The organism is Paraburkholderia rhynchosiae (assembly GCF_002879865.1).
In the GTDB taxonomy this organism is placed as follows: Bacteria; Pseudomonadota; Gammaproteobacteria; order Burkholderiales; family Burkholderiaceae; genus Paraburkholderia; species Paraburkholderia rhynchosiae.
In genome coordinates, this window is sequence record NZ_PNXY01000017.1 from 59213 (window position 1) to 74977 (window position 15765).

The 15765-nt window shown below is 61.0% G+C and carries 14 protein-coding genes; 2 read left to right on the plus strand and 12 right to left on the minus strand.

The genetic code is table 11. From position 1 onward, the window contains the following. Nucleotides 1-3: 3 nt before the first annotated feature. The 10 genes from C0Z16_RS22630 to C0Z16_RS22675 form a co-directional block, all read right to left on the minus strand. A complete protein-coding gene (locus C0Z16_RS22630; RefSeq protein WP_102634315.1) occupies nucleotides 4-1059 on the minus strand; it encodes a branched-chain amino acid ABC transporter permease in 1056 nt (351 codons plus the stop codon). 198 nt (nucleotides 1060-1257) lie between these two features. After that, entirely contained in the window at nucleotides 1258-2418 is a 1161-nt protein-coding gene (locus tag C0Z16_RS22635) for an ABC transporter substrate-binding protein (protein ID WP_102634316.1), read from the minus strand. A 386-nt stretch (nucleotides 2419-2804) separates the two neighbouring features. After that, nucleotides 2805-3971: an ABC transporter substrate-binding protein gene (locus C0Z16_RS22640; RefSeq protein WP_102634317.1), complete on the minus strand. Its 1167-nt coding sequence runs from the start codon at nucleotides 3969-3971 to the stop codon at nucleotides 2805-2807. 513 nt (nucleotides 3972-4484) lie between these two features. Next, entirely contained in the window at nucleotides 4485-5456 is a 972-nt protein-coding gene (locus C0Z16_RS22645) for a branched-chain amino acid ABC transporter permease (RefSeq protein ID WP_167403554.1), read from the minus strand. Beyond that, nucleotides 5456-6340 carry a branched-chain amino acid ABC transporter permease gene (locus tag C0Z16_RS22650; RefSeq protein WP_102634319.1) on the minus strand — a complete coding sequence of 295 codons (885 nt, stop codon included), beginning with the start codon at nucleotides 6338-6340 and terminating at the stop codon, nucleotides 5456-5458. The genes C0Z16_RS22645 and C0Z16_RS22650 overlap by 1 nt, the downstream gene beginning before the upstream one ends. A 152-nt stretch (nucleotides 6341-6492) precedes the next feature. Next, nucleotides 6493-7707 carry an ABC transporter substrate-binding protein gene (locus C0Z16_RS22655; RefSeq protein ID WP_102634320.1) on the minus strand — a complete coding sequence of 405 codons (1215 nt, stop codon included), beginning with the start codon at nucleotides 7705-7707 and terminating at the stop codon, nucleotides 6493-6495. A gap of 57 nt (nucleotides 7708-7764) precedes the next feature. Further along, nucleotides 7765-8523 (minus strand): ABC transporter ATP-binding protein, encoded by a 759-nt coding sequence (locus C0Z16_RS22660; protein ID WP_102634321.1) that lies wholly within the window; start codon nucleotides 8521-8523, stop codon nucleotides 7765-7767. Further along, nucleotides 8520-9299 (minus strand): ABC transporter ATP-binding protein, encoded by a 780-nt coding sequence (locus C0Z16_RS22665; protein WP_102634322.1) that lies wholly within the window; start codon nucleotides 9297-9299, stop codon nucleotides 8520-8522. The genes C0Z16_RS22660 and C0Z16_RS22665 overlap by 4 nt, the downstream gene beginning before the upstream one ends. Before the next feature lie 294 nt (nucleotides 9300-9593). Further along, on the minus strand, nucleotides 9594-11306 hold the full coding sequence (locus tag C0Z16_RS22670) for a GMC family oxidoreductase (protein ID WP_102634323.1): 1713 nt from the start codon (nucleotides 11304-11306) through the stop codon (nucleotides 9594-9596). 110 nt (nucleotides 11307-11416) lie between these two features. Beyond that, nucleotides 11417-12955: a CoA-acylating methylmalonate-semialdehyde dehydrogenase gene (locus C0Z16_RS22675; protein ID WP_102634324.1), complete on the minus strand. Its 1539-nt coding sequence runs from the start codon at nucleotides 12953-12955 to the stop codon at nucleotides 11417-11419. A 124-nt stretch (nucleotides 12956-13079) separates the two neighbouring features. Between C0Z16_RS22675 and C0Z16_RS22680 the strand changes: the two genes are divergently transcribed. Together C0Z16_RS22680 and C0Z16_RS22685 are read left to right on the plus strand one after the other, a co-directional pair. Continuing rightward, entirely contained in the window at nucleotides 13080-13979 is a 900-nt protein-coding gene (locus C0Z16_RS22680) for a LysR family transcriptional regulator (RefSeq protein ID WP_102634325.1), read from the plus strand. A 245-nt stretch (nucleotides 13980-14224) separates the two neighbouring features. Beyond that, nucleotides 14225-14761: a class IV adenylate cyclase gene (locus tag C0Z16_RS22685; RefSeq protein WP_102634326.1), complete on the plus strand. Its 537-nt coding sequence runs from the start codon at nucleotides 14225-14227 to the stop codon at nucleotides 14759-14761. Between the two features lie 26 nt (nucleotides 14762-14787). Here C0Z16_RS22685 and C0Z16_RS22690 read toward each other — a convergent pair whose 3' ends face one another. Continuing rightward, entirely contained in the window at nucleotides 14788-15279 is a 492-nt protein-coding gene (locus tag C0Z16_RS22690; protein WP_102634327.1) for an Lrp/AsnC family transcriptional regulator, read from the minus strand. An 89-nt stretch (nucleotides 15280-15368) separates the two neighbouring features. After that, on the minus strand, nucleotides 15369-15593 hold the full coding sequence (locus C0Z16_RS22695) for a DUF3717 domain-containing protein (RefSeq protein ID WP_102634328.1): 225 nt from the start codon (nucleotides 15591-15593) through the stop codon (nucleotides 15369-15371). Nucleotides 15594-15765 lie beyond the last annotated feature (172 nt).

Consider the following 15765-nt stretch of genomic DNA (forward strand, 5'->3'; position numbering starts at 1 on the left):
GCGTCACTCCTCGTCCTCTTCAGCGTGCGGGCTGGCGAGACTGCGCCAGAGCAGCACCGGGATGATCAACGTGAACACGATCACTTCCTTATATGCGCTTGCCCAGAACGACGAGTACGACTCCAGCAGGCCGACGAGAATCGAGCCCGCCGCCGCCAGCGGATAGCTGACGAGCCCGCCGATAATCGCCCCCACGAAGCCCTTCAGACCAATCAGGAAGCCCGAGTCGTAGTAGATGGTGGTCAACGGCGCGACCAGGATGCCGCACAGCGCGCCAAGCCCTGCGGCGAGTGTGAACGCGAGGCGCCCCGCTTGCGTCGTGCCGATACCGACGAGCCGCGCACCGAGCCGGTTCACCGAAGTCGCCCGCAACGCCTTGCCCGAAATGGAGCGGTCGAAGTACAGATACAGCGCGCCGATCAACACAACGGCGGTGCCGACGACCCACAGGCTTTGCCCCGAAATCGACAGGCTGCCGACGTTGAACGTCGCGTCCGAAAATGCCGTGGTGCGCGAGCCTTCCGCGCCGAACATCACGAGGCCCAGGCCGACCATCGCGAAGTGCACCGCCACCGCGACGATCAGCAGCAGCAGTGTGGTCGCCTCCGCGATCGGCTCATACGCGAGCCGGTAGACGAACGGCCCCATCGGAATGACGATCAGGAGCGTCAATGCGATCTGCGCGATCATCGGCAGTGGCTGCAGGAATACGCCCTGGGTGAGCGCATAGACCGCGACTGGAAATAACAGGTATTTGCCGACCAGCAAGGCCAGCGTGCGGGCCGCGTGCCGGCGCCGTTCGGCGTGCCGCGCAAGCCCCGCCAGTTCGACGATAAAGCATGTGGCGCCCATCGCCATCAGCAGCCAGCAGGTGGCAGGAAACTTTTGAGTTTGCAGCGCGGCGAGCGTGAGCGCGCCATACGAAACAAACTCCCCCTGCGGGATGAAGATCACCCGCGTCACGGAGAACACCAGCACCAGCGCGAGCGCGAGCAACGCGTAGATCGCGCCCGTGGTGATGCCGTCCTGCGCGAGGATCGCCGCAATTGATAGATCCATACTTCCTCGTCCTGAAGCGTCGAAATCGAAACTGGAAACGGTCGTGGCGGTGGAACCCCCGCCGTCCATCGACCTGCAATGCCTGAAAGGCAACCGCCGCGCCGGAGCACGGCGCGGCGGTCGGTGCAATTGTCATCGAACAGAATGGCAATGCGGCGTCATGCGCCGCAGTTTGCGAGAGGCGCGTACCGCTTTGTATTAGTCGTTTTGCAGTTTCCACTTGCCGTCGACGATCTGCACGATCACGCGTGCGCGCTTGTCGAGGCCGTTGTGCTCGGTCGTGGTCATGTTCATGATGCCGTGCGACACCGGCAACTCCTTGATGTTTTCGAGCGCCCCGCGCAGTGCGACGCGGAATGCCTCGGTGCCCGGCTGCGCGGTCTTCAGCGCTTCAGGAATCGCACGTTGCAGCATCTGACCGGCGTCCCATGCGTGGCCGCCGAACGTCGATACCGAACCGGCCCCATAGGCCTTCTCGTACGCAGCCTTATAAGCCAGCGACGACTTCTTCACTGCGTTCGAATCGGGCAGTTGATCGGCGACGAGGATCGGACCAGCCGGCAGGATTTCGCCTTCGCAGTCCTTCCCGCACACGCGTAGGAAGTCGTTATTCGCGACGCCGTGCGTCTGATAGACCTTCCCCTTATAGCCGCGCTCCTTTAGCGTCTTGGCCGGCAGCGCCGACGGCGTGCCCGAACCGGCGATCAGCACTGCGTCCGGATTCGCGCCCATGGTCTTCAACACCTGGCCAGTCACTGAAGCGTCCGTGCGGTTGAATCGCTCGTTCGAAACGACCTTCAGATTGTGTGCGTTGGCCGCGGCGGTAAACACGTTGTTCCAGCTATCGCCGTAGGCATCCGCGAAACCGATGAAGCCGACGGTCTTCACGCCGTGATGCTCCATGTAATCGGCAATGGCGTCGGCCATCAGGCTGTCGTTTTGCGGCGGTTTGAAGGCCCATGCGCGCTTCGCATCCATCGGCGAAATGATCGCGGCCGACGCGGCCAGCGAGATCATCGGCGTCTTGCCTTCAGAAGCAGGATCGAGCATGGCAAGCGAATTCGGCGTGACGGTCGAACCGATAATCGCGTCGACGTGATCTTCGTCGATCAGCTTGCGCGTGTTCTGCACGGCTTTGCCCGTGTCGGATGCATCGTCGAGGATGATGTACTGCACCGTCTTGCCGCCAATCTCTTTGGGCAACAGTGCAATCGTGTTCTTTTCAGGAATCCCGAGCGATGCAGCCGGCCCCGTGGTGGATAGCGTCACGCCGATTTTCACCTGTGCGAATGCTGCGCCCGCGCCGCACATCAACGCCATCGCGATGCCCGTGCGTACCCATTGCTTTGTCTTTGTCATTGCAAGTCTCCAAACGCTTCGAAGCGCGTATCTGAAATCCGACTCATGGGCCGGGTGTCTGAATCTAGTTATAGGGTCCGGGTGTGCCAAGCATGGTTTTCCCTGCTCAACGCGAATGCCCTCGCCGTTTTTATCTCACTCCCTGCTGCGTGCCGCCACTGCCTGCTGCTGCGATTCCTTGAGACGCCCTCGTGACCGTTCGCCGTCAAAACACTAACATGTTAGTAGTATTGCGTTGTGCATCATTGACGGTCAATAGCCTGCAACCCAAATGCGGGTTTGTCCTGAAGCCGGACAGCCACACTTTTCGTGCAACACGGGCAATAAAAAAGACGCGTCAACTGCACGCGTCTTTTGTGTGAGATCCCCTATCGCTTCGCCTTTGCTCAGTCGCCGGACAATTTCCACTTGCCGCCGACGATCTCCACCATCACGCGCGCCCGCTGGTCGAGGCCAGCATGGTCGTTCGCGCTCATGTTGAAGATGCCGTGCGACGCAGACAAATCCTTGGTTCCTTCAAGTGCTGCGCGCAGCGCCTCGCGGAACGCGGGTGTGCCCGGCTGACCCTTCTTCAGCGCGAGCGGAATCGCGCGTTGCAGCAGCAAGCCGGCGTCCCATGCGTGACCGCCGAAAGTGGACACCGAGCCGGCACCATATGCGCTTTCGAACGCCCGCTTATAGGCGAGCGCGCTCTTCTTCGCCGGATTCGAATCGGGCAGTTGCTCCGCGACGAGTAACGGGCCGGCCGGCAGATACGTGCCCTCGCAATCCTTGCCGCACACGCGCAGGAAATCATTATTCGCGACGCCATGCGTCTGATAGTACTTGCCCTTGTAGCCGCGCTCCTTGAGCGTCTTCTGCGGCAACGCGGACGGCGTGCCTGCGCCAGCGATCAACACCGCGTCCGGATTCTGCGACATGATCTTCAGCACCTGGCCGGTCACGGAAGCGTCATTACGCGCGAAGCGTTCGTTCGCGACGACCTTGATCTTCGCCAGATCAGCTGCCTTGCCGAATTCCTTGAACCAGCTTTCTCCATAACCGTCCGCGAAACCGATGAACGCCACCGTCTTCACGCCATGATTGGCCATGTGTTGAGCGATGGCCGTGGCCATCAGAATGTCGTTCTGCGGCGTCTTGAAGACCCACGCGCGCTTCGCATCCATCGGCTCGACGATGCCTGCAGCAGCGCCCAGCGAGATCACGGGCGTGGCGCTTTCCACCGCGACGTCCATCATGGCAAGCGAATTCGGCACGACGGTTGAGCCGATCAGCGCGTCGACGTGATCTTCGCTCGTAAGCTTGCGTGTGTTTTTGACGGCCTGGGTCGAATCGGTGGCGTCGTCGAGCACGATGTAATCGATTTTCTGGCCGGCCACTTCCTTGGGCAGCAGCGCGATCGTGTTCTTTTCGGGAATTCCGAGCGATGCCGCCGGCCCCGTTGCGGACACCGTGACGCCGATTTTCACGTCCGCGAATGCATGGCCGCTCCACGCTGCGGATACTCCGGTGGCGACCAATGCCGCGCTGATCCAACGCAATGCCGACTTCATCCCGCTCCTCTATGCCCCGTTAAAACAATTCAATTTAAATTCGTGATTTAAATCCCGACCCAGCGGTCGGTGAATAGGGAGTGTAGCGGACGCAAGCCGCGCGCGGCAAGCATTTTGCGGCACTGCGGGGGAAGAACCGGGACAATTCTCGGCGACATAAAAAGGTCGCGGAGTTAGCAAAGAAATTGAATGGCGCATTTTCAAGAGCGCAAATAAAAAGCGCTGTTGGATATCAATCCAACAGCGCTTCCGTGTGGGCACTTAGTGCCTCATGTCTCCTCGTTCTCCACCTGCAAATTCGTGGTTCATCAGAACTGCATGAAGGTTAAACGAGCACCCCGCATGCTACAACTAGCAATTACCCTAGTGGTGCACTGCGGCACTGAATTGGGGCGGGTTTGATCGACGTTCGCCGGGCTCGCGCAAATAAGGGCCTAAGCCCGGTTTAGTCGTCATACTGCATAGCAGCGCAATTACATCGGACGCCGAAGCAATATCCGATGCGGTTAATCATCAAGCGCGTAATGGCCGCACGCGCGCGACGATCTCGCCGACAATGCCGCGCCGGAACGCGAGCACACATGCGATAAAGATCACGCCCGTCACAATGGTCACCGACTCACCCAGCGAGCGGAACCATTCGACGCCGGTCGTTGACGCCAGCGCGCCACCGATATCGCCGAGACGATCCTCGAGCGCGACGATCAGCGCCGCGCCGAGCAGCGGGCCGAACAAGGTGCCCATGCCGCCAACAAGCGTCATCAGCACGACAAGGCCGGACATCGTCCAGTAGGCATCGCTCAACGTTTCGAAGCCCTGCACCACGACCTTCAGCGAACCCGCGAGTCCCGCAAGGCCGGCCGACAGAATGAACGCAAGCAACTTGAAGCGATCGGTATCGTAGCCGAGCGACACGGCGCGCGGCTCGTTCTCCTTGATCGCGACCAGCACCTGCCCAAACGGCGAATGCACGATCCGCACGATCAACAGGAAGGCCAGCACCATGACCGCCAGCACGACAAAGTACAAGGCGACATCCGACGAAAGGTCCAGCACGCCGAACAGCTTGCCGCGCGGCACGCCTTGGAGCCCGTCTTCGCCATGCGTGAAGGGCGCTTGCAGGAACACGAAATAGACCATCTGCGCGAGTGCGAGCGTGACCATCGCGAAGTAGATGCCCTGGCGTCGAATCGCGAAGATGCCGACAATAAAACCAAGCAGTGTGGCTGCAACGGTGCCCGCAAGCACACCGAGCTCGGGCGAGAAGCCGAGCGTCTGCATCGCATAGCCGGTAACGTAGCCGGCCGAGGCGAGGAACATTGCGTGTCCGAACGAGAGCAGCCCCGTGTAGCCGATCAACAGATTGAACGCTGCGGCGAAGAGCGCGAAGCACATCACTTTCATCACGAAGAGCGGATAGATGCCGAGCACGGGCACCGCAAGGAGCACGAGCAGCAACAAACCGTAGAGCACTTTTCTCTGCATCATTTTTCCTTGCCGAAGAGACCCGCCGGTCGCACGAGCAACACGAGCGCCATGATCACGAACACGACGGTCGCCGACGCTTCGGGATAGAACACGCGCGTCAGTCCCTCAATCACGCCGAGCATCAGCCCGGTGAGAATCGAGCCCATGATCGAACCCATCCCGCCGATCACGACCACCGCGAACACGGTGATGATCATCGGCTGACCCATCAGCGGGGACACCTGGATGACCGGCGCGGCGAGCACGCCGGCGAACGCGGCGAGCGCCACGCCGAAACCGTAAGTGAGCGTGATCATCAGCGGCACGTTGATGCCGAACGCTTCAACGAGCTTCGGATTTTCGGTTCCTGCACGCAGATAGGCACCGAGCCGCGTCTTCTCGATCACGAACCACGTCGCAAAACAAACGACGAGCGAAGCCACTACGACCCACGCGCGATAGTTCGGCAGGAACATGAAGCCGAGATTGGTCGCGCCAGAGAGCGCCGACGGCACGTCGTATGGCTGGCCGGAAGAGCCGTAGATCGAACGGAACACGCCCTCGACGACGAGCGTGAGCCCGAACGTGAGCAACAGCCCGTACAGATGGTCGAGCTTGTAGAGCCAACGCAGCATCGAGCGTTCGATTGCGACGCCGAACAGGCCGACGATCAGCGGCGCGAGCGCCAACATCGCCCAATACGGCACGCCGAAATACGACAGGCCCATCCACGCGAGCATCGCGCCGAGCATGAACAACGCGCCGTGCGCGAAGTTGATCACGTTGAGCAAGCCGAAGATCACAGCAAGACCCAGGCTCAGAATTGCGTAAAACGAGCCGTTCACGAGCCCCAGCAGCAACTGGCTCAGCATCGCGGGAAGCGGAATGCCAAAGATGTCCATTGAAGCCTTAACCCATTGCCAAGGTGAGATCGGTTATGCACGATCCGGCCGGCACGCGACGAGCGCTCATGACGCCTGTCGCGCGCAGCATATGAAACGCCCGGCTGTCCGCCCGCGCGCGGACAGCCAGCCGTCAGGCGTTCAGGCCGCGCTTATTTCCACAGCGCGCAGCGCGTTTCGGCCTTGGTCGTAAACGCCTGGTCGCCGGGGATCGTCGCGGTAATCTTGTAGTAGTCCCACGGCTCTTTCGATTCCGCCGGCGTCTTCACCTGCATCAGGTACATGTCGTGGATCATGCTGCCGTCCTGACGGATGTAGCCCTTCGCGTAGAAGTCGTCGATCTTCGTCTTCTTCAGTTGCGCCATGACCTTGTCGGCGTCCGTGGAGCCGACCGCCTGCACCGCCTTCAGATAATTCATGGTCGCCGAGTAGTCGGCGGCCTGCAGGCTCGACGGCATTTTGCGCATCTTGTCGAAGTAGCGCTGTGCCCACTTGCGCGTGTTCGCGTCCTTGTTCCAGTACCAGCTATCCGTCAGCACGAGGCCTTGCGTCGTTTCGAGACCCAGGCTGTGCACGTCGTTGATGAACATCAGCAACGCGGCGAGCTTCATGCTCTTGGTGATGCCGAATTCTTTCGCGGCCTTGATCGAGTTGATCGTGTCGCCGCCTGCATTGGCAAGACCGAGAACCTGCGCCTTCGACGACTGCGCCTGCAACAGGAATGACGAGAAGTCCGACGCCGACAGCGGATGACGCACTTCGCCCAGCACCTGGCCGCCGCTTGCTTTCACGACGTCCGCCGTGTTCTTTTCGAGCGCCTTGCCGAACGCGTAGTCGGCAGTCAGGAAGTACCACGTCTTGCCGCCCTGCTTCACCACCGCCGAGCCCGTGCCCTTCGCGAGCGCCGTGGTGTCGTACGCATAGTGAATCGTGTACGGCGTGCATTGCTCGTTGGTCAATGTGTCGGCGCCCGCGCCGATACTGATGTACACCTTGTGCTTTTCACCGGCGACGGTGTTCATCGACAGACCAGTTGCCGAGTTCGTACCGCCGATCAGCAGATCGAGGCCCTCGCGATCGAACCATTCGCGTGCGCGCGACGCCGCGATATCCGCCTTGTTCTGGTGATCCGCATACAGCACCGTGATCGGCTTGCCGTTCACCTTGCCGCCGAAATCGGCAACGGCCATGCGGATCGCTTCGAGGCCGCCCTGGCCGTCGATGTCCGCATACAACCCCGACATGTCAGTAACGAAGCCGATCTTTACGGCATCGTCAGCCGCTTGCGCGCTACCCATTGTGACGGCGGCGCCGGCGGCGACCGCGAAACAAATTGAAGCAAGCCGCGCGAGTGGGTTCTTTTTCATTCGTGTCTCCTGGTTCTTCGCTTGTGGTTATCAGAGGCAATCGGGCGCGCGCTCTCTCTATACGCCCAGCAGATCGTGCAACACCGGCATCTTGCTTTCGAGTTCACTTGCCCCGAAGTGCTCGACGATCGTACCGTGCTCCATCACATAGAAGCGATCGGCAAGTGGCGCGGCAAAGCGGAAATTCTGTTCGACCATCACGATCGTGTAGCCGCGCGCCTTCAACGTGATGATCATGCGCGCAAGTGCCTGCACGATGACAGGCGCAAGCCCTTCCGAGATTTCGTCGAGCAGCAGCAAGCTCGCGCCCGTGCGCAGGATACGCGCTACCGCGAGCATCTGCTGTTCGCCGCCCGAAAGCCGCGTGCCCTGGCTCATGCGGCGTTCCTGCAGATTCGGGAACATCGAATAGATTTCTTCGAGCGACATCATGTGCGCCTTGTCGCCGACGGGCGGCGGCAGCAGCAGATTTTCCTCGCATGAGAGGCTCGAAAAAATACCGCGTTCTTCCGGGCAATAACCAATGCCGCAATGCGCGATGCGATGCGTGGCCAGATTGATCGTTTCACGTCCGCCGATGCGGATGGAACCCGTGCGCCGCCCAGTGAGGCCCATGATCGCGCGCAATGTCGTGGTGCGCCCAGCGCCGTTGCGGCCAAGCAGCGTGACGACCTCGCCGCGGTCCACCGTCAGATCGACGCCGTGCAGAATATGGGATTCTCCGTACCAGGCTTGCAGACCCGCAATCTCCAGCGCAGGGGCGCCACTGCCCGTGCCGCTCACTTCGAGGCTTTCGCGCTCGGCAATTGTATTCATGCGTGGGCTCCGGCGAGCGCCGCATCGGCGCTGCCCATGTAGGCTTGCATCACGAGCGGATTCTTCGACACTTCGGCGTAGCTGCCTTCGGCGAGCACCTCGCCACGTTGCAGCACGGTGATGGTGTCCGAGATGCCGGCGATCACATTCATGTTGTGTTCGACCATCAGGATGGTGCGGCCGCTCGATACTTTTTTGATCAATGCCGTGACGCGGTCTACGTCTTCGTGGCCCATGCCCTGCGTCGGTTCGTCGAGCAGCATCAACTCGGGCTCCATCGCGAGTGTGGTGGCAATTTCCAGCGCGCGCTTGCGACCGTATGAGAGTTCGACGGTCAACACATCGGCGAAATCAGTCAGGCCGACTTGCGTGAGCAGGTCCATTGCGCGGTCGTCGAGTTGGCGCAAGGTGCGCTCGCTCTTCCAGAAATGAAAGGCCGTGCCGAGCGAGCGCTGCAAACCGACGCGCACATTCTGCAATGCCGTCAGATGCGGGAATACAGCAGAAATCTGGAATGAGCGGATGATGCCGCGCCGCGCGATCTGCGCCGGCCGCTCATTCGTGATGTCGACGCCATTGAAGACAATCTGGCCCGCGCTCGGTTCAAGGAATTTGGTGAGCAGGTTGAAGCAGGTGGTCTTGCCCGCTCCATTGGGGCCGATCAGCGCATGGATCGAGCCACGGCGCACGCGCAGGTTCACGCCGTTCACAGCAATGAAGCCTTTGAACTCACGAGTGAGGCCGCGCGTTTCGAGAATCGTATCGCCGAGAATCATGTTCCCTTCCATACGGAGTAAGGCGAAGCACTACGATCTTACGCGCGAAGCTCTGCGCGACTTATTTGGACGGCGGCACCCCGTGCACGCTCGTTGGCGTGCTGCACCAATCCGGACGGTAATCCTTGGGGCAACACGCAGCATGGCTGCCATTGTCGCGCCAATGATGCAGCGCATTCATTGGGATTTGCACTTAGTGGAAGATGCCCGTCACATGTCGCATGTCCAAGTCTCGGAATGTAGACATGCATGCACGGGCGGCAGGCGGCGTGTATCGTGCCGCCCGTGCATGTGTCATACGGCCGACATCGAGAGCACCGTGCCAGCTTGCGCGGCCATGCTGCCGGCCACGCGCGCCCGGCGATCCTCGCGGATCATGTCGCTGGCGCGCTCGGCGATCATCAGCGTGGGCGAGTTTGTATTGCCCGACGTGATAGTAGGCATGACCGATGCGTCGACTACGCGCAGTCCGTCAACCCCGATAACTCGTAGCCTGTTGTCGACCACCGCGCCGGGATCGTCGGCGGTGCCCATCCGGCATGTGCCGACCGGATGAAAGATCGTGGTGCCGACGAGGCCCGCGGCGCGTTGCAGTTCTTCCTCGCTCTGATACTCGATGCCCGGCAAAATTTCCCGCGGCCGATAACGCGCCAGTGCGGGCGCCGCCGCAATGCGGCGCGTGAGACGCAATGCGTTTGCGGCGACGTGGCGGTCGTAATCGGTCGAGAGATAGTTGGGCGCGATCAGTGGCGGCGCCGAAGCATCCGCCGATTCGATATGGATGCTGCCGCGCGAAGTGGGCCGCAACTGACACACCGACGCCGTAAAGGCATTGAAGCGATGCAGCGGTTCACCAAAGCGATCCAGCGAAAGCGGCTGCACGTGATACTCAAGGTCCGGGCGCGTGAGCGAGCGATCGTCGGGGTCCGACTTTGCAAATGCGCCGAGTTGCGACGGCGACATCGACATCGGACCACTTTGAAAGAGCGCGTACTGCACGCCGATCATCAGCTTGCCCCACCAATGCGCGGACGCAGTGTTGAGCGTGCGAACTCCGTCAACTTGATAAGCCATTCGCAATTGCAAATGGTCCTGAAGATTTTCACCGACGCCGCGCAGATCGTTGACCACGCCGATACCGAGATTCTGTAGACGCGCACCATTGCCGATGCCGGACAGTTCGAGCAGTTGCGGCGAGTTGACTGCGCCCGAGCTCAGGATCACTTCGCAGCGCGCTTTGGCGATGTAGTCCGTATCGTTGCCGCGATATTCGACGCCTGTGCAGCGGCGTCCTTCGAATACGACACGCTGTGTGTGTGCGCCCGTGATGATGGTGAGATTCGGGCGCTTCATCGCGGGGCGCAAGAATGCCTTGGAAGCATTCCAGCGGATGCCGCGTTTCTGATTGACGTCGAAGTAGCCGACGCCTGTGTTATCACCGCGATTGAAGTCTTCAGTGGCGGGGATGCCGGTCTCTTGCGCGGCCTTTGAAAATTCTTCGAGAACTTTCCATTTGAGGCGTTGTTTTTCGACGCGCCATGGACCGCCCGCGCCATGCGATTCGCTCGCGCCCGCATGGTGATCTTCGCTGCGTTTGAAAATCGGCAGCACCGAGTCCCACGACCACGACGCGTCGTTGGTGACGCGTGCCCATTCGTCGTAATCTTCGCGTTGTCCGCGCATATAGATCATGCCGTTGATCGACGAGCTACCGCCCAATACGCGCCCGCGTGGATATGCAAGCGCTCGGCCGTTCAAGCCTGGCTCCGCCTGCGTTTTATAAAGCCAGTCAGTGCGAGGATTGCCGATGCAGTAGAGGTAACCAACCGGCACGTGAATCCAGTGATAATCGTCCTTGCCGCCGGCTTCGAGTAACAGGACCTGCACGTCCGGATCTTCGGTCAGGCGATTGGCGAGCACGCAGCCCGCCGTTCCGGCACCGACAACGATATAGTCGAATTCGCCTTCGAGACGCCGCCCCGAAGAGGTGGCTTGCGCGTGGCTCATCGTTCAGTCTCCTAATCATTTTTTTCGGCCTATGCACGACCGATTTTTATCGATGCCTTCGGCGCGTCGTGAGGCAAACAGGCAGACACCGCCGAAGGCCAACTCCCCAACTACTTCGCTACCGGCATGGTGAACTCGGCGCCCTTCGCGATACTGTCGGGCCAGCGCTGCATGATGCTCTTGTAGCGCGTGTAAAACCGCACGCCTTCCTCGCCATATGCGTGATGATCGCCGAAAAGCGACTTCTTCCATCCGCCGAACGAATGCCACGCCATGGGCACCGGAATCGGCACGTTGATGCCGACCATGCCGATCTGAATCTGCCGCGAGAAAGCGCGCGCGATGCCGCCGTCGGAAGTGAATAACGACACGCCGTTGGCCAATTCATTGGCGTTGATCAGTTCCACCGCGGACGCGAAGTCCGGCACGCGGACCACGCACAACACCGGCCCAAAAATTTCCTCGCGATAGATCTTCATATCGGTCGAGACATTGTCGAACAACGTACCGCCGAGAAAGAAGCCCTTCTCATGCCCATCCACCTGATGACCCCGACCGTCGACAACCAGCTTCGCGCCCGCCGCGACGCCAGCATCGATATAGCCCACCACTTTCTCGCGATGCGCGGCCGTCACCAACGGTCCCATCTCGGCGGCGGATTCCATGCCGTTCAGAATCTTCAGGCTCTTCACGCGAGGCGTAAGCCGCTCGATCAATTCATCGGCGATATGCCCGACTGCCACAGCGACAGAAATCGCCATGCAGCGCTCGCCGGCCGAACCGTACGCGGCGCCGATCAGGGCGTCAACGGCCTGATCGAGATCGGCGTCGGGCATCACCACGAGGTGATTCTTGGCCCCGCCCAGCGCCTGCACGCGCTTGCCGTGCTTCGTGCCTTCCGCATGGATGTACTCGGCGATCGGCGTAGAACCGACAAACGAAACGGCACTTACGTCGGAATGAACAAGCAGTGCGTCCACCGCGACCTTGTCACCGTGCACGACGTTGAACACGCCGTCGGGCAAGCCCGCTTCCTTCAACAGTTCCGCGAGACGGTTCGATGCCGACGGGTCGCGCTCCGACGGCTTTAGCACGAACGTGTTGCCGCACGCGATCGCGACGGGGAACATCCAGCATGGCACCATCATCGGGAAATTGAATGGCGTAATGCCGGCGACCACGCCGAGCGGCTGGCGCAAATTCCAGTTATCGATGCCGCCGCCGATCTGATCGGTGAAGTCGGTCTTCAACAGGTTCGGAATGCCGCACGCGAACTCGACCACTTCTATGCCGCGCATCACCTCGCCCTTGGCGTCGGAAAACACCTTGCCGTGCTCGCGCGTGATCAGCTCCGCGAGTTCGTCGTGGTGGCGGTCCAGCAATTCCTTAAATTTGAACAGCACGCGCGCCCGCTTGATCGGTGCGGTTTCGCTCCACGCGGGAAACGCGGCATAAGCGGCGGCAACCGCCGCATCCACTTCGGCGACGCTTGCCAGCGGCACGCGCGCGGCGACGTGACCCAATGCGGGATTGAAGACGTCGCCGAAACGGCCGCTCGTTCCGTCAATCTTCTTGCCGTTGATGAAATGGGTCAGCGCCCGGATGCCGGTATCGTTGCGGACGGTGTCGTCCTGATATGTCTCGCTCATGTTCTGCCTCTGCAGTGGGAATCTTCCGCCGACGCAACGGCGTGTTGCCAGCGTACGGCGCTTAGCCCGCTCAGATCAAATGAGTAATGCTCAACTGCACCATAAGGCGCGTTAATATCAGCGGATGGACTTCACTCTGCTGCGCGCGTTCGTCACCGTTGCACGCGAGGGCAACCTCACTCGCGCTGCGGTGCAACTGCATCTGACCCAACCGGCCGTCAGTCTGCAAATCAAGCATTTGCAGGAGACGCTGGGCGTGACGCTGTTCACGCGGACGTCGCACGGGCTCTCGCTCACCCGCGACGGCCAGGCGCTGCTGCCGCACGCGGAACGCGCGCTGGCCGCGGCGAGCGACGTGCAGCGGGCGGCGCAATCACTGCGTCACGAGGTGCGCGGACGCTTGCGCATCGGCACGATTCTCGATCCCGAGTTTCTGCGCCTGGGCGGCTTTCTCAAGCAACTGGTGGAAACGTGGCCGCATATCGAGACGGCTTTGCGGCACGGCATGTCGGGCTGGGTGCTCGACCAAGTCCGCGCGGGCGAGCTGGATGTCGGCTACTACATCGGCGTCCCGTCCGACGACGATACACGCGAAGGGCCCGCTTTCCATACGCTGACGCTCACGCACTTTCAATACCGCGTGCTGGCGCCGGCCGGCTGGAAAGACCGCGTCAAAGGCGCGCGCGACTGGCGCTCGCTCGCCGCGTTTCCCTGGATCTGGACGCCGCCCGCTTCCGCGCATAACCGGCTGTTGTCGCGCTGCTTCAGCGAGGCGGGCGTGAAGCCGGTCAAGGTCGCGGAAGTGGACCAGGAGCCGTCGATGCTTGATCTGGTCAAATCGGGCGTGGGCCTCACGCTCGCGCGCGATGCGATTGCGATTGCCGAGGCGCACGCACATGCATTGACCATCGTCGAAGGCATTACGGTGCCCACGCAACTGAGCTTCATAACGCTCGCCGAACGCAAGGACGATCCCGCGATAGCCGCCGCGTTGAAGTTGATCGAACAGCAGTGGACCACGTGAACACCACGCGCGGCCGCGATATGAGCCGCTCTCATGACAGGCTTCGGGTAATCGCAGCCGAATCCGCACCGACTGAAACCGCACCGTCGCACAGTTTTTGTTAGATTGGCGGTTCGCGCCATGCGCCCAGGCTCATGCGCCGCGCTCACCCGCTTTCCGTTCCAACTGACTCTGTCCTTCCCGGCAGCTTCGCCCCGGTCACGCCGGAAGCCGCCGACCACTCCATTCCTCGACAGGAGCCTGACATGGCACGCAACATCGAAATCAAAGCCCGCGCGCAGCATTTCGAGCAACTGCGCGAACGCGCGGCGCAACTCGCACCGGACACGCCGCTGATCTTTCGCCAGCAGGATTTTTTCTACGATGTGCCGCGCGGACGTCTCAAGCTGCGCCAGTTCGACGACGGCACGCCCGCCGAACTGATCTTCTATCAGCGCGACGACCGTGATGGCCCAAAGGCGTCGTATTACACGCGCAGCCCCGTCACGAACCCGGAAGCCATGCATGCGCTGCTCGCCACGGCGCTGACCACACGCGGCATCGTGACCAAGGAACGGCATGTGTATTTAAGCGGGCGCACGCGCATTCATCTTGATCGCGTCGACGGCTTGGGCGATTTCGTCGAACTCGAAGTGGTGCTCGCGCAAGACGACGACGAACAGGACGGTCACGCGGAAGCTCATGCGATGTTCGCGAGCCTCGGCGTGCCGGAATCGGATCTGGTGGCCGTGGCCTATGTCGATCTGTTGAGCCCGGACAGCGAGCCCAAGCAGGCTGCATAAGCCTGCTCGTTATAACTGGGCGTGCGTCAAACAGCAGCCGTTCCCGGCGACAGATGGCCAAGCGGCAACGGGCCATTGCGCTTGAACGTAGTGAGCACGATGTTCGAGCGCACGCTATCGACGCCCGGCACACGCATCAGTTTCTTCATCACGAACGCGGAAAGGTAATTCAGATCGGGCGCAACGATGCGCAGCAGATAGTCGGCGTCGCCCACCACCGCATGGCATTCCAGCACTTCCGCCAATAGGTCGATCTGTTGCTGGAACTGTTCGATGATCGAATCGCCGTGATGCTTGAGCTTGAGGCTCGTGAAAGCTGTCACGCTCAAGCCGAGCTTCTCCGGCCGCAGCACGACGCGATAGCCGTCCACCACGCCCACCTGCTCGAGCCGCTGCAATCGCCGTCCAATCTGCGAGGGCGACAGCGGCACCTGCTCCGCCAATTGCTGATGCGTTGCGCGCCCGAAACGCTGAAGCACGTCGAGCAGCGCGAGATCGAAGTGATCGAGTTCTAGCATGTAGGATCGAGTGAAGTATTACCGGGCGTTAAAGAATTCGTCGTATCTGAAAGGGCTTTGCAGGCAACGCGGGACTGAAACCTTCAGTTCTACAGGCTATTCTTAAGGTGCACGTAAGAATCCCACGCTTGCCTGGCAACCGCGTCCAAACGATCCCGCGATAGCGTGTTCTGACGCTGTACAATCAGCAACGCATACGGCTTGGAGAGCGCGCTTGCCTCCTTGCACAGAACGAGTTCGTCTCCGCTCGAAGGTGAGCGGGCGCGCCAGAAGTTGATCGCGGCTTCCAGTTCGTGAATGCTTATCTCGGACATGGCTTCGATTACCCGGTGGGCGCAAGCAGGCTACTCGATGATCGCTTCGTGGCCGGTTACGCCAATTCGGCACAGCCACGCCACGCGCGGTCTGAGTAGCAGGTCTGTGCAGCAGGCGCCCCGGCGAACCGCTTGCCCAAACGCCTAAACCCATTGTACTTGAGCGAAATCC